Annotated in this window: 12 protein-coding genes; 3 read left to right on the forward strand and 9 right to left on the reverse strand. The window is 58.2% G+C overall.

Annotation, left to right across the window (positions count from 1 at the left end; translation table 11 throughout):
* Positions 1-50: 50 nt before the first annotated feature.
* From rho to QSJ36_RS11305, 7 genes are all read right to left on the reverse strand, one after another.
* The gene (gene rho, locus QSJ36_RS11275; RefSeq protein WP_022398196.1) at positions 51-1,496 is read right to left on the reverse strand and encodes a transcription termination factor Rho; all 1,446 of its coding nucleotides are present in this window, start codon (positions 1,494-1,496) and stop codon (positions 51-53) included.
* On the reverse strand, positions 1,489-2,094 hold the full coding sequence (gene coaE, locus QSJ36_RS11280) for a dephospho-CoA kinase (RefSeq protein ID WP_102726534.1): 606 nt from the start codon (positions 2,092-2,094) through the stop codon (positions 1,489-1,491). The genes rho and coaE overlap by 8 nt, the downstream gene beginning before the upstream one ends.
* 94 nt (positions 2,095-2,188) lie before the next feature.
* A complete protein-coding gene (locus QSJ36_RS11285; protein ID WP_102721220.1) occupies positions 2,189-4,918 on the reverse strand; it encodes an Amuc_1098 family type IV pilus outer membrane protein in 2,730 nt (909 codons plus the stop codon).
* Between the two features lie 71 nt (positions 4,919-4,989).
* The gene (locus tag QSJ36_RS11290; RefSeq protein WP_022398193.1) at positions 4,990-6,003 is read right to left on the reverse strand and encodes an Amuc_1099 family pilus-like system protein; all 1,014 of its coding nucleotides are present in this window, start codon (positions 6,001-6,003) and stop codon (positions 4,990-4,992) included.
* A gap of 33 nt (positions 6,004-6,036) precedes the next feature.
* A complete protein-coding gene (locus QSJ36_RS11295; RefSeq protein WP_022398192.1) occupies positions 6,037-6,993 on the reverse strand; it encodes an Amuc_1100 family pilus-like protein in 957 nt (318 codons plus the stop codon).
* A 29-nt stretch (positions 6,994-7,022) separates the two neighbouring features.
* Positions 7,023-8,861, reverse strand: a complete 1,839-nt coding sequence (locus tag QSJ36_RS11300) for an Amuc_1101 family PilM-like pilus complex protein (RefSeq protein ID WP_022398191.1) — start codon at positions 8,859-8,861, stop codon at positions 7,023-7,025.
* Between the two features lie 51 nt (positions 8,862-8,912).
* On the reverse strand, positions 8,913-9,626 hold the full coding sequence (locus tag QSJ36_RS11305; protein ID WP_022398190.1) for an Amuc_1102 family pilus-like protein: 714 nt from the start codon (positions 9,624-9,626) through the stop codon (positions 8,913-8,915).
* A 194-nt stretch (positions 9,627-9,820) separates the two neighbouring features.
* Here QSJ36_RS11305 and QSJ36_RS11310 point away from each other — a divergent pair, with 194 nt between their 5' ends.
* Together QSJ36_RS11310 and lgt are read left to right on the forward strand one after the other, a co-directional pair.
* The gene (locus tag QSJ36_RS11310; RefSeq protein WP_285468687.1) at positions 9,821-10,900 is read left to right on the forward strand and encodes a M42 family metallopeptidase; all 1,080 of its coding nucleotides are present in this window, start codon (positions 9,821-9,823) and stop codon (positions 10,898-10,900) included.
* Between the two features lie 11 nt (positions 10,901-10,911).
* Positions 10,912-11,970 carry a prolipoprotein diacylglyceryl transferase gene (gene lgt / locus QSJ36_RS11315; RefSeq protein ID WP_022398188.1) on the forward strand — a complete coding sequence of 353 codons (1,059 nt, stop codon included), beginning with the start codon at positions 10,912-10,914 and terminating at the stop codon, positions 11,968-11,970.
* Here lgt and QSJ36_RS11320 read toward each other — a convergent pair.
* Positions 11,967-12,701, reverse strand: a complete 735-nt coding sequence (locus QSJ36_RS11320) for a DUF3313 family protein (protein WP_102726533.1) — start codon at positions 12,699-12,701, stop codon at positions 11,967-11,969. The two genes, lgt and QSJ36_RS11320, sit on opposite strands and share 4 nt — an antisense overlap.
* 80 nt (positions 12,702-12,781) lie before the next feature.
* The gene (locus tag QSJ36_RS11325) at positions 12,782-13,483 is read right to left on the reverse strand and encodes a DUF3313 domain-containing protein (protein ID WP_146020115.1); all 702 of its coding nucleotides are present in this window, start codon (positions 13,481-13,483) and stop codon (positions 12,782-12,784) included.
* 118 nt (positions 13,484-13,601) lie between these two features.
* On the opposite strand from QSJ36_RS11325, the gene QSJ36_RS11330 reads away from it, so the two are divergent.
* Positions 13,602-14,885: an aminopeptidase P N-terminal domain-containing protein gene (locus QSJ36_RS11330; protein ID WP_022398185.1), complete on the forward strand. Its 1,284-nt coding sequence runs from the start codon at positions 13,602-13,604 to the stop codon at positions 14,883-14,885.
* Positions 14,886-14,922: the final 37 nt, after the last annotated feature.

Genomic DNA, 14,922 nt, shown 5'->3' on the forward strand with positions numbered 1-14,922 from the left:
GTCCCGGCGAGGGAACGGAGGCGGTAAAGACGGAAAAAGGGAGGTGAACCTTAACGCAACCCTGTCAGCAGGAGTTCCGCATTGTTCTGTGTCTTGGAGATATTTTGCAGGAGGGCCTGGAGGCCTTCCCAGCCCGGCTTCATGGCGAGCTGGCGGCGAAGCTGCATGATCTTGACGAACTCCTGTTCGTTGTACAGCCTGTCGTCATTGCGGGTGCCGCTCTGGGAAAGGGAGATGGCCGGATAAATGCGCCGTTCGGAAAGCTCCCTGTCCAGCCGGATTTCCAAATTGCCCGTTCCCTTGAATTCTTCAAAAATCACTTCATCCATTCTGGACTCCGTATCCACCAGGCACGTGGCGATGATGGTCAGGCTGCCGCCTTCCTCCACGTTGCGCGCGGCGGAAAAGAACTTGCGCGGTTTTTCCAGCGCATTGGAACCCAGGCCGCCGGACATGATGCGTCCCCCCGTCTGGTTGGCGTTGTAGCCGCGGGCCAGCCGGGTAAGGGAGTCCAGCAGGATGACGACGTCCTTGCCCATTTCCACCAGCCGCTTGGCTCTCTCAATGACCAGGTCGGAAACCTGGGCGTGGCGGCGGGAAGGCTCGTCAAAGGTGGAGGCGTACACCGGAGCATCCACGGTTTCTTCAAAATCCGTTACTTCCTCCGGGCGTTCGTCCAGCAGCAGCACGATCAATTCCACTTCCGGATAATTGGCCCTGATGGAACGGGCGATTGTTTTCAGAAGAACGGTTTTGCCGCCGCGCGGGGGCGCCACGATCAGGCCGCGCTGGCCTTTGCCGAAGGGGGTCATGAGGTCCAGCACGCGCATGGCGGCGGAATTGACCTCCTTGTTTTCCAGAAGGAGGCGTTCCTTCGGGAAGAGGGGGGTGAGGCGTTCAAAGTCACTGCGCGCCCGGTACTCTTCTGCGGGGATGCCTTCCACGCTGATGACGGAAGAGGCGGAAAGGTACTTGTCATGGGGACGCAGCTTGCGCAGCCTGACCTTGATCTGCTGGCCTACGCGGAGGTGCAGGGGCTTGATGAGGTTGCCGCCCAGGTAAATATCATCCGGAGAGGTGCGGAAGCTTTTGACCGGATCCCTCAGCATGGCGTAATTGTCCTTGGCCTGTTCCATGACTCCGGAGACGACTACTTCATGGCCCTTTGCCAGAAGCTGCTTTCCCAGCTCAAAAATCAGTTGGGACTTGGTGAGGGAGGCCGCGTTCCGGATAGGGAGGCTTTCCGCCATCTCCTGAAGATCGTTCAGGGGGCGTTCCCGCAGTTCATTGATGTCAATCTGTTCCGGAACGGGAGCGGCGGCTTCCTCCGCCCGGGCCGGGACTGCCGGAGCGCAGGCCGTATCCCCTGCGTTTTCCTCCGGAGCGGCAGCCGGATGTTCCTCAGAAATCCCTTCCGGTGCGGGAAGGGGCTTGGGGGGAGCCGCCTGCGGATCCTCTCCGGAGGGGAGGGGCTTGTTGTCGAGTTCTTCAGTCATGAAAAAAATGTTGGTAGAGTCTTTGGATTTGCTGGCGGAGCAGGTCCGGCGGTCCTTCGTTCCAGAGGACGAAATCGGCCGCGGCCACTTTTTCCATGATAGGACGCTGGGCCGCCAGAATGGCTTCAATCATGTCCTCACGGAATCCGTTCCTGAGAGCCAGGCGGGTCTTCTGCGTTTCCCGGGAAACGGCCACCACGCACACGGCATCCTGGTGGTAGCGCGCCGATGTTTCAAAAAACAGGGGCACGTCAATGACAAACCCGGCTACCGCCGCATTCTGACGTGCCGCCCGCATTTGCGCAAGACATTCTTGGTGCAGCAGGGGGTGAATGATTCCTTCCAGCGTCCTGCGGCTTTCCGGATTCCGGAAGACAAGCTCCCGCAGGAAGTTCCTGTCCGCGCGGCCGTCTTCATCCACGCTGGCGGGTCCGAAGGCGCGGGAGAGCCTCTCCCTAAGCCTGCCGCCGTCCAGCAGCCTGCCTGCCTCTGCATCACAGTCAAAAAGGCGCAGGCGCGGCCCCCCCTTCTCCATCAGCAGGCGGATGGCGGTGGACTTTCCGGTGGCGATTCCGCCGGTCACGATCAGCGTCTTCATGAGGGAAGGGAAAAACCGGGTATGTATGGGACATAAAGAGCGGGTGAAAGGTTCACCCTTTCACCCGCTCCAATATGGACGTTATGCACGCCGCCTACATGGGAGGCAGCAGGCCTTCGGAAGCAGGCAGTGCGCTTTCCGGAGCAGCCGCGGTGGGAAGGGCGTTGCCGCGTACGGGCTGGCCCGTGGCGTCAATGATCTGTCCCGTCACGAAGATCATCAGATTCTTCTTGATGTGGTTGTCGGAGTTGCTGCGGAAGAAGCGTCCGATGAGAGGCAGGTCACCGAAGATCGGCACCTTGTCTTCCACCGTCTGCACGTTTTCCGTGATCAAACCACCGATTGCCACGGTGTGGCCGTCGTAGATGAACAGGGACGTTTCAACGGAACGCTTGGAGAAGATGGGCTGCTCAATGCGGTTTTCCGTCAGAGTCAGGGACATCGGCTTGCCGTCGGAACCAACGCCGGTGGACTGGATCGGGCTGCCGTAGTTCACGAAGCCTTCAAATTCCACGATGCTGGGCTTGAAGTTGAGGTCAATGATGTACTTGTTGTCACCAATGGTGGGCACAACTTCCAGGGTCACGCCGACGGGCTTCATTTCAAACACGCCGGGAGTGGCGGGAGTGACGGGGAAGCTGGTGACCTGGGCCTGGTTTTCGGTGCCTACAAGGTCATCCAGAACGTTGTTCCGGTTATTGTAGTTGCCGCCGCCCCAGCTGCTTACGTTGTTGGGAAGTTCCGGGGGTTCGTATTCGGTGGGGTACCAGAATTCGCGGATGATTTCAATCTTGGCGGTTTCACCGGACTTGGCGGTCACGCTGGGAGCGGTGAGAACGTCGGAACCCTTCTTCTGGGACAGGCCGCGCATCAGCATCTGGAAGGCGCCTTCGTCATAGATGCCCGTCAGGGACATGATGCCGGGAGCCGGATTCTTCTTGGTGGCTTCAGTGCGGTTGGTGCTGTTCAGCAGGTTGTCCACGGAGTTCTTGGCAATGGCGTAGTCGCCCGTGCGGTTGCCGCCGGTGGCGAGGCCGTTGATCAGGCCGTTGCCGTCCGTATTGGTGCTGTTGTTGTTCACGGGCCAGCCGCTTACGCCGCCAGGGGACTGGGTGAAGTCATCGGGAACGAGGCCGGTGCCGTAGTTCGTGCCGCCGCCCAGGAAGGTGCTGCGGTCGTTGCTGACGGAGAACGGAGTAACGATCCAGTCAAAGCCGAGTTCTTCCGTGTTTTCCTGGGTCACTTCCACGAACTTGGTCATGATGCGCACCTGCTGGGATTCGCCGCGGGTGTTTTCAATGAGCTGTTCGATCAGGTCCAGGTTGCCGGAGGTGTTGCGAACGACCAGGGAGGAGTTGCCGTTGACAAGGAATGCCGTGGCGCCTTCCGGGAAGCTGATGCCGCTCTTTTGCAGCAGGCTGCGGATGGAGGGCATGGGCTTGAGGCCGGAGGAGCTTTCACCGCCGCCGCCGAAGGGGTCTTCGCTGACGTCGCCGCCGCCGTCGCCGACGGTGGTGCGGAGAGCGGACTGGAAGCCCGGAGGCACGGAGAAGGTGCGCTGGTAGAGATCCACGTCATTGCCGCCGGCAGGAAGGATGGTGACGGCATAGTCTTCCACCTTCTGGCGCAGGCCGGCGTTGCTGCAGATGAAGCGGAGCACTTCCAGCATGGGAACGTTGGTCAGCTTGAGCTGGCCGATCTTGCGGGTGCGGATGCTTTCCTGCGGAGCGGCAACCGGAGCGACTTCCGTGACGTCCGTTGATTCCTCGCCGAAGCCGCCGTCGTCAGCTGCGGGAGCTGTCGGAGTAACGGCTGCGGGCTGGGAGTCGTTGATAACAAAGTTGATGCCGCGTTCGCCGTTCGGGCCTACCGTACGGTCCAGTTCGATGGACTTCTTGCGCAGGTAGTCGATGGCGTCTTCCACGGTGGTGTCTTCAAAGGAGACGGAGGGGATGATGATGCTCTTGAGCTTCATCAGGTTGGCCGTGGCGCCGTTGACATCCGTGATCGGGGCGTTGTCCGCTCCGTCGGCTCCCGTCGGGACTTCCATCGGAATGGGGCGTTCCCACATTTTGTCTACTTCCGCAAGCATGGTGCTGCGGGTCTCGTCGTAGGCGGCCGCATAATAGGCCATTCTGCGGCGGTTGACCGTTTCCTGTCCGCGGCGGGCTGCCACGTTGTACGGGTCAATGGAAAGAACCTTGTTGAATTCGGCGATGGCTTTGTCGTAGTCGCCGAGGTCATAGTAACCATAGGCCATGTGAAGGAGGGTGTTCACCTTTTCCACGTTCTTGACGTGTTCGGGTGTAAGCGCCGGATTCGTGCGAATCGGGTCCTTCATGTATTCGAGCGTCTGCTTGGCAAGCTTGGCGCTCCGGGGATTGAGCTTGATGGCGTCCTGGAGAAGCTTGTCGGCTTCGTCATAGCGGCCCACTTTGATGTATTCCTGAGCAACGGCGATGCTGGCGTCGCCAATGTGGTTGGCGATGGCTTCCTTGCGCTGGTCGTTGATCGGCGCGGAGGGCAGCATGTTGTAAGCGGCATTGTATTTGTCCAGGGCTTCCTTGTACTTGCCTTCGCGGTACAGGTTGCGGCCTTCTGCAAGGAGCTGCATGGCTTCCTGGGTCTGCGCTTCGCGGCGGGCCATGGCTATGCGCGCTGCATCGGACTGGTAGTAACTGCCCGGTCCGGCGTAGGACGATCCCAAGGCACTGGAGGTTCCGACGGCGCCGCCATCACCAGCCTGCGCAAACGGGCAGGAGGCAGCAATGGCCATCAGCGCGATCAGGGAACGCTTCGGTTGATAAAGTGGTGCGTGGTCCATAGTTAGGTTCTTCTTTTTACATGTTTTTCGGATTTGTGAAGCTTTTTTTTCAGAAAAGTTTAAATCCGGGTCTATTTTTTCTTGCTCAGTGTTGTTTGTTCTCCAGTGGTTTTGTTGGCAATGGTTACGGTCTGCGTAGCATTATCAACGGTTTTCAGCGTATAGGTCTGTTTGGTGTCTCCCGGGATCTGGAAGTCGGCGCCTTCCTCCACTTCAAAGCTGGTATCCCGTTCGGGGCCGGCGGCGATAGTAAGGTTTACTTTCTTATCAATGATTGGAATGACGTATTTTGTGCCGCGCCTGATGGTGTAGGTTTGGCCGTTTTTGGTCGGCTTTAAATCCTTGACGACGGCTTCCTCGTCCGTTTCCACCATGTCCAGGCTGGGGTTCTTGAATTCCTTGCTGGCGACGCTGACAAGCTCGAACCTGGGTTCGTCTTTCGTGTTCTTGCGGGTGCCGAACTTGCCGTTGGGCTGGACAATGTTTCTCCAAAGCTCCTGCCTGGCGCGGTTCATGCCCTTGAAGGTGAAGTCATTGCCGTCCGACTGCGTGAAGGCCAGGTAAAAGCCGAACTGCTTGATTTCGTCCACAAAGAGCTTGTTGACGAGGGGTGGGTGGCTGTTCGGATCATTGGGATGCGTTTTAGCCTCATATTCCTCCTGTACGGTGAATCCGTCGTTGTCAGGGTCCCGGGTGAGGACGTCCGAGTAAACGAACTCATTTTCCAGACCGTTGTCCAGGAACCATTTGTTCGGGATGTTGCCGTGGATGGGAGGTCCTGAAATAATGTCAAAGGGTTCCATTCCCCCTTCCTTGATCCAGAGATTGGGAGCTACGAAGCCCACGTACTGCTGCGTTTCCTGCGCAATGGGCTTGAGCTCATGGGAGGCGGAAAGCTCCTGATTGACTTCCGCGGCTTTCTTGATGCCGGGAGGAGGTTCAATCGCCTTTTCCGAAACCTGCGTGGTGAACTTGTACTTGTCATTCAGTCCCAGAAGGGTCACCGTACCATAGACGGCTACCCCCAGGCCCAGGACGATGCCGGAGGCCAGCAGGATTTTGTCGTAGTTTTGTTTTTCAGACATGTTGAAAGTATTTGCTGCGGTTGGTTGCCGTAATTAATCTTCAGACGGTTCCTGTGCCTTGGGCTGGTTGAAGTGGACCAGGTTGAGGGAGACCTGGACAAAGATTTGCTCCTTGCCCATGTAAGGTTTGATGAGTTGCTGGATGGCCGGTGCTGCGGGCGCAGCCGCTTCATCAGCCGGCGTCAGGGATGCCGCTCCCGCAGCGGGCTGGGCGGCGGCAGGTTTGGCCGCTGCCGGATTGGCGATGGGGGGAGGCATCATACGCTCGTTGCGGATCCGGATGGAATTAACCGTGAACAGGTAATCCTGGGAGTCCGTAATAGCGTTCATGGCTTTCAGCACGCTTTCCCGGTTGCCCTGGAAGGCGATTTCCAGGGGCATGGGAGTCCAGGGTGCCTGGTTGGGCTCGTCAGCGTCCTCTTCCGGATTGTTCGCCGGATTTTCAATGGGGAGCTGGGGACGGTACACCTTGATGAATTTGGACAGTCCGCAGTCCGTCAGCTTGTTGACGAGGCTGTTGACGGCCTTCAATTCAAAGCCCAGCGTGGAGGCCGCCTGCACGGACGGAGCCTGGGTGCTGTAAACCTGGAAGCCAAGCCAGGAGGAAGTGTCCGTGATCAGGATGTTCTTTTTCTTGCAGGAGGCGATCAGGGCGTCCCTGAACGTTTTCAGTTCATTCTGGAATGCCGTGGGCGTGGTGGGAACCAGCGCGGAGGAAGCAAGGAAGGGCTTGTATGCCGTTTCCAGGCTGGTGACCGCCTTAGCATAGCGGTTCAGTTCCTTTTCCAGCTCCTCATTGGATGCGCGGCTCGGCGTGATTTCAGCGGCGTTGGCGGATTTGATCTCCTTGGAGGCGACGCTGATTTTCTTGTCCAGCTCGCTGCGTTTGGAATTGACGATGTACCCAGTTACGGATAACCCCAGGAATAAGAGAAGCCCCACGCCCGCCACCATGGCGGCGGGCTTGTTGTCTGTAATCCAATTGCTCATAAAATATGTCTTGTTCGGGTTGGGTAATCTTATTTGTTAAAGTTCACGGGAATGGGAGTTTTTAACGGAAGCACCAGCTTGAAGGGGACAAAGGCCCCTGCCGCTGCGTCTACCTTGGCGTCCTTGGCTCCCAGCTCCATGATCTGGCGGGCTTCCAGCTTTACGTCTCCGGGCTTGAAGGTGAACAGGGATTCCTTGTTCCCGTCTATTTTTGCCTGAAGGTCCTGGATGATTCTCTGGCCGCCCAGACTGCGCCGGACAAACCCGGTCAGGCGCACGGCGTTAACGCTGTAAACGGACGGTTCATCTTCACTGGAGGTGTTCGCGGAGGATTCCATCCTGATGTCGTCCACCAGGGACGTGTTTTTATCCGACGTGAAGGAATCCTTGATAACGGAGTAGCCTGTGATCTGGGTGGTATCCTCCGGATTGAAGTGGGCCAGCGGTTCGAAGTCCGTGAACCAGTAGGGATAATCCTTGTGTTCCGACTGTTCCAGCAGGTGCTTGATGATGTCCGCATATCCGTAGCGCTGTAGCGTGAGCTGTTGGTAGGAGGCCAGGGTGGCGTCCAGTTTTTTCAGCTCCTGTTCCTTCTGGCGCAGGGCGGATTGCTCCGACTTGATGGAGGTGACGGTGGGGTGCACGCCGGCGAGGGTTTCCTCCGCCTTCTGCACGCCCATATATCCGGTGACGGCATAGGCTGCGGCGCCGAGAACGGCGATGGCGGCTCCGGCGATGATGGCGGGCATCTTCTTCTGGTTGGCGCGCTTTTTGGCAATTGCCGTGGGTTCCAGGTCAATGTTGAGGGAAGCCCTGCCGATGGCGTTGACGGCGGTGCCGATCAGGCCGCCCAGGATAAAGGCTTCACGGGAGATGGTGTTCACGTCCACGCCGGAACCCACGCCCACGTTGTGCATGGGATTGAAGAAGGAAATCGGAATGCCCAGCTTGTCTTCCAGGAATTCCTTGGTGTAGGGCAGGGACGCGCCGCCGCCGCACAGGTAGGCCTTCACGGGAGCGCTTCCGTTCATCTGGGCGCGGTAATGGTTGGTGGTGCGCTGGATTTCGGAAGCCAGCCTGGTCATGGCCGTGCGGATGACGGTAGCCAGGTTGGCCGTGGCGGGATCCAGCCCCTCCGTCTGTCCGTTGCTCATGGAAACGAGGCCGCTGGTGGTCTTCAGGCGTTCCGCCTCCATGAAGGGAACGTTGAATTCCCGGGCGATGGCGGAAGTGACGAAGATGCCGCCCGCGGAAATGCTGCGGGTGAAGAAGCGGCCCTGTTCGCTGTAAATCAGGTCCGTGGACTTGGCGCCGATGTCGATGAGCATCACCGGCTCTTTTTCATCCGGGTAGCTGTCCACATACGCGTTGTACAGGGAGGTCAGCGCGCAGTCCACCTTGCCGGTGGAAAGGTTGTGGGAGACGATTTCGTCATTAAGGGAATCCAGATCTTCCGCCTTGATGGCTACAAGGACGGCTTCCCGTTCCAGGCCCTTGGCGGGGAGGAGGTGGTAGTCCCACACCACTTCATCCAGCGGGAAGGGGACGTGCTGCTGGGCTTCAAAGCGGATGAGCTGTTCCACATCGGTATCGTCCAGGGCCGGAAGCTTGACGAAGCGGATGAAAACGGATTGCCCGGAAACGGAATAGTTGGCAACGCTGCCTTTGACATTGAGTTCCTGGACGAGGTCGGCGATTGCCTCCCCTATTTTCGTCAGGCGCAAGCCTTCCGCCGACGGGTCCAGCACTACGAGGCGCGTAGCATAGCGGTCCAGGATAAGGGCGTCTTTGGAGGTCTTGGAAAAGACGCCCATTGAAACTCTCTGGGAACCTACGTTTAATGCGACGATTTGTCGTGAATTAGCCATGGGTGATTTCTGTTAAATAAAAAATGAGATGAGAAAAATGTTGATGGGGCTTTATTCGCCGTCCGCAGCCGGAGCTTCCGTGGGCGTGCCGAACGGGGCCGGGCTGGGAGCCGCCTGCTGGCTGTTGGGCCTCATGATTTCCGGATAACGGTCATACCAGTACACGGAGAAGGGCGTTTCATCCTTGTTCAGGAGGGGATAATAGGAGGTTTCCACGATGCTGGGGGACTGGATGGTCCACCATTTTTCCATCTTGCCGCGTTCGGAGGAATAAGTGGCGACGATTTTGCCATTGTATTCCACCACCACGCCCTGGTACTTCACCCACTTGCCCCTGCCGCCTTCCGAACCGGTGATGCGCTTGACGGAAGAAGGGGAGAGATAGACGGAGGCATACGTGGCTTCCCCTACCGGAACATTGACGTATTTTACTTCCTTGTACAGTTTCAGGTACTGGCGGGCACGGTCCGGGTTGACTACGGCAATATAGAATTTGAACGTCAGGGAATCAATGTAGCCGGACTTGGGCACGGGAGCGGCTTCCACCTTGAAGGGCATTTCAAAATCCGCCCATCTCTTCGGCTTCGGGAGCGGCCGGGGATCGTCCTGGGTCATGACATTGGGGGACTGGCGCATGTACAGGGACAGCTTTTCCAACGTGACCTTCACCTGCATTCTGGGATTGCTGGTGGTTTGCGCCGATGCCGCAGGAATGAAAAGCACCGCAGCCAGCATGGCCGTGATAGTGTTAAGGATGGATTTCATAGCACAATTCGATTCCCTGATTAGTTACACCAAAAACCGAACTGTGGCTAGCAAAAATCTCTTGTTTCTTTCCATGTAACGGGTGTTGCGCAGGATGAGGCTCAATCCGGAGGTTCCCCCCGTGCGGTCAAGAAAAAATCATGCGGCATGGCTGCGGGCTTGACCTGGAAGGGGTGTTTTCACATGCTCGGCCCATGGCGATTGATTCGGATCTGCTGAAAAAGTTTTCAGAAGCCCACGGTATTTCAGGGCATGAGGATGAAGTACGGAACCTTGTGGCGCAGGAACTTGAAGGATGCGGGGAATTTTCCTCCGACGGTTCGGGAAGCCTGTTCTGCACCAATGGCGATTCAGGCCCCCGCGTGATGCTGGCCGCCCACATGGATGAAATCGGGTTCCTGGTACAGAACATCACGGCAAACGGCTTTCTTCAACTGGTGGGGATAGGCGGCTGGTGGCCGCATACCCTGTTGAGCCAGCGTGTTCTGGTGAAAACGCGTTCAGGCCGCAGCGTTCAGGGGGTGATCGGTTCCAAGCCTCCCCATTTTCTGCCGGAAGGCCAGCGCAACAGCGTCATGAGCATGGAAGCCCTGTTTGTGGACGTGGGCGCTGAAAGCGCGGAACAGGTGAAAAATGAATTCGGCATTCATCTGGGTGATCCCGTGGTGCCGGACGCGGCATTCTCGCCTCTGGAAAATCCGTTCCGGGTCATGGGCAAGGCCTTTGACAACCGTGCCGGCCTTTCCGTGATGATAGAGGCCTTCAAGACATTGTGCCGGGAAGGACACCCCAATACACTGATTGCCGCCGCCACGGTGCAGGAGGAAGTGGGGACGCGTGGCGCGAAAACGGCCGGAGTCGCCATGCGCCCGGATTGCGTGATCGTGCTGGAAGGCCCCCCCGCGGACGATATCCCCGGTTTTACCGTGGCGGATTCCCAGGGAGCCCTGGGCGGCGGCGTGCAGATCAGGTTGTTTGACCCTACGGCCATCACCAATCCCCGTCTGGCCGCCCTGGCCGAGAAAACGGCGGCGGATGCAGGCATCCCCTTCCAGCTGACGGTGCGCCGTTCCGGCGGAACGGATGCGGCGGCCCTTCATCTCTCCGGCAGGGGAGTTCCCACGATCGTGCTGGGAATCCCCACCCGGTACATTCATGCCCATAACGGCGTGCTGGACCTGCGGGACTACCGCGCGGCGGTGGAACTGACGGTGGCGCTGGTGCGCGCCCTGGACCGTGAAGCCGTGGAAGCCCTTACCCATTATCTGCCCTGAAAGGAACGCCCATGAATTTGACCGCTTACGTACACGACCTGGACCCCGTCATCTGGCAGGTGACGGACTCCATTGCCCTGCGCTGGTATGGCGTGGCCTACCTGATGGGCTTCATCGGCGGATACTTTCTGCTCTCCTGGCTGTCCCGCCGGAAGCTGTATCCCATTCCGCAGGACAGGCTGGCGGACTTTGTCACCTATGTGGCGATCTTCGGCGTCCTGATCGGCGGACGGCTGGGATACGTGCTCTTTTACCAGATACCCAACCACGGCTGGTCCCAGTTCCTGGCGGACCCTCTCATGGCCCTGCGGGTATGGGAAGGGGGCATGGCCAGCCACGGAGGAATGATCGGCGTGGGGCTGTACACGTTCTACTACGCGTGGAAGCACCGCGTCAAGTGGGTGGCCCTGCTGGACGGGCTGGCCATTGTGGCCCCCGTAGGGCTCTTCTTCGGGCGCATGGCCAACTTCATCAATGGGGAACTGTACGGGCGCATTGTATCGCCCGGATCCGCCCAGGGAATGATCTTTCCGGCGGAACTGTCCCAGGACCCGGACTTGTTCGTCCGCGTGGCCTCCCGCATCTATGAAACGCCCGGATTGCTGGACAAGCTTTCCCTATCCGGAATAACCGTGCCGGACCGCATGACTGCCGCCTGGGTGACCGACCGGGTGAGGGATACGCCCGCCATCAAGGAAATCGTGGGGCAGATGATGCAGGACCATGCGCGCTATCCTTCCCAGTTGTATGAAGCATTTGCGGAAGGAGTGCTTCTCTTTGCCGTTCTGTGGTTCATCCGGGTGAAATTCCCGCGTGCCTGGAATGGCGTGTTCTGCGGCATCTTTGCCATTCTCTATGCTGTCGGGAGAATCGTTTGCGAGGAATACCGGGAACCGGACTCCCCCTTCTCCATGGGATTGACCCGCGGGCAGTTCCTTTCCGTCTTCCTCGTGCTGGTGGGCGTCGCCTTCTTCGTCTATGCCTTTAAAACCAGGCAGACGGTGCAGGAATGCACCTTCTATGATCCTGAAAAAAAGAACAAGGAGGAATCAGCCGGAAAAGCCGCTTAAAACGGGTCCAGGTCAACTTCCCCCGTCTTGGGAATATAACTGGAAGGTCCGCCCTTGAAAATGGCGGAAATTCCGCTGGCGAAAAGCTGCAAATTCTGCTGGTCAAAGGCGAAGCGCTCGAACTCCTTCACGGAAAACAGCGTGATGGGGTCCGTATTGTAGGCCTTGAACTCCATGATGCTGGTGCCTGTGCGCATGTCTGACAGGCGCCCTTCAATGCCTACGTCCCCGCTCATGAAATTGCCGAGGATCAGGGAAGTGCCCGGAAGGGGGGACGCCAGGGAAACCAGGTCGGACATGATATTGCCGCCTACGTCCGTAGGCTTCAGCTTGACCATGGCGATGTAAAGAGTCACGCCGCCCGGTGCGGGGCGGTCAACCAGCTGCCACTTGATCCTTCCTCCGGTCTGTTTGGATTTATTCTCCAGCACCCTGCGGATGTCTTTCTGAAGCTCCGTCCTGAACTGTTCAGCCAGGGCCGGGGCCTCCTTCGGGAATCTGGCCTTGATATAATCAATATTGATGGGGGCCACATACACCTTCAGGCGCGGGGAATTCCAGATGGCCTGCTCTGTGGGGTTGTACCAGACGCCCTGGAAGCAGCTCTGTTTGGAATCCGCATGAAGAGGATGGGTAATCAAGGGGGAAACGGGCATGTGCTGGGAACTGGAACAGGAAAAAACCAATCCCGTTCCCAGCGCCAGCAGGAGCCGTGAAATAGCACCGTACATGCAGGATAAGACGGCGCCCGCATGTCCGGTGTTCGAGTCATGACCCGATTGTCATCAAGAGTTTTCCCCGGCGGGGGAAATCAGGAATGGGAAGGCTCCTCCTCCAGAATTTCCGCAATCTGCCGGGCAAAACGGTCCAGGTTGTACTTGTCGCAGGCGAACTCCTCAAAACTGTTGCAGGAAAAAATATTGATGGGATCCCTGTTGCGCCCGTAAAATTCCTTCAAGATCGTCCCGTTATCCAGGGAAACGATGTTGCCTTCAATCCCTACCGCTCCAGAGGCGAAATGATTGATAATGAAGGAAACGCCCGGAATCGGCGAGACGATTCCCACGCCCAGGGCCACGACTTTTCCCCCAACGTCCGTGGGCTTTAATTGGACGATCGCCAGGGAAACCTTCACGCCGGGCGTGTGCGGGCGGTCGCTCAGCACCCAGCGGACATGATTGCCGGGCTTCTCATTATTGCGGTCAATCAAGAGGCGAACCTCCTTTTGCAGGGAATCCCGGAATTCGCGCGCCAGGTAGGGGGAAGCCTCCGGGAACTGCTGCCGGATGGAGCTGATTTCCACGGGGGCAATGTAAACGTACTGCCGCCTTTGCTGTTTCCAGAGGAATTGCCCGGCGGAGGGATGGCACCAGACGCCGCCGAGGTTGCCGTGCGCCTCCTTCAGCTCCGCAGCATGAGTAATGAGCGGGGAAACGGGCCGGTAAGGACCGGAGGAGCAGGAAACGCCCGTGAAAAGAATAGCTGCGGCGGAAAAAACAGCACGGAAAAGCATAAAGCCCAGAATGAACAAAAGAATGCCGGGCCGCAAGAACTTAATATGAACCGCAGGAAGGCCGTTTCGTGTCCGGATGCATGATTGACAAGCTGGAAAAGCGGAGCATGCTGTCGGTATGAGATACGAGCCGCTACCTTCCTCCTTTTTTGCCGGCAATCGTGCGGAACTGGCTTCCCGCCTGCCCGCCGGCAGTATGCTGATCCTGCATGCCAACGACGTGTTCCCCACGAATGCGGACGGCACCTTCGCCCTGCACCAGAATGCCAACCTCTTTTACCTCACCGGGATTGACCAGGAGGAAACCGTCCTTATCATGACCATCCGGGAGGACGGCTGGGATGAAATCCTGCTGTTGCGTGAAACGAATGAACAGATCGCCATCTGGGAAGGAGCCCGTCTCACGCAGGATCAGGCGAGGGAATTGAGCGGCATCCGGGACGTGCGTTGGACCAATGAATATGATACGCTGCTGGATACCCTGGTTCCGGCCGCCACCATGGTCTTTGTGGAAGCCAACCAGCATCCGCGCTGCACCTGCCCGGTGGAAACGCGCAATGCCCGCATGACCAAGGAACTGAAGGAAAAATTCCCGGATGCGGTTCTGAAAAACGTTTATGAAATCATGGCGGAGATGCGCCAGATCAAAAAGCCGGAGGAAATCAAGGCGCTCAGGAAGGCTTGTGACATTACCAATGAAGGCTTCCGGGCGCTGCTCCGGTTCATCAGGCCGGGGGTGGGGGAATGGCAGATCGAGGGCTTTCTGGCTAACGAATTCATCAGCCGGGGGCCGCGCAAATTCTCCTTCCTTCCTATCATTGCCTCCGGAAAGGACACCTGCGTGCTGCACTACATCCAGAACGACAAGAGGTGCGAGGACGGCGGCCTGGTGCTCATGGACATAGGCACGGAATACGGAAACTACAACTCCGACATGACCCGCACCGTTCCCGTGAACGGAAAATTCACCCCACGCCAGCGCGCCGTGTATGAAAGCGTGCTGAACATGATGACCTATGCCAAAAGCGTCCTGAGGCCCGGCATCTTGAAATCGGAATATGAGCGCCTGGTGCGCGTCTTCGCTGCCGGAGAACTCGTCAAGCTGGGGCTTGTCACGCCCGCGCAGGTGGCGGAAAAACCGTCCGATCCTCCCATCGTGCGGAAATACTACATGCACGGCTGCTCCCACTTCCTGGGGCTGGACGTGCACGACGTGGGGGAAACCAACCCCGTCGTGCTGCCGGGCATGGTCTTCACCATTGAGCCGGGCATCTACATAGCGGAGGAAGGCATCGGCATCCGCCTGGAAAACGACATCCTGATCGGGGAAAAGGAAAACATTGACCTGTTGGGGGACGTGCCGCTGCTGCCTGATGACATTGAACGGCTCATGGCCCGGTAAAATGGGCCGGATTCGGTTCTAAACTTGACAATGAGGC

This window comes from Akkermansia sp. NBRC 115031, from assembly GCF_030268505.1.
GTDB classification, from domain to species: domain Bacteria; phylum Verrucomicrobiota; class Verrucomicrobiia; order Verrucomicrobiales; family Akkermansiaceae; genus Akkermansia; species Akkermansia massiliensis.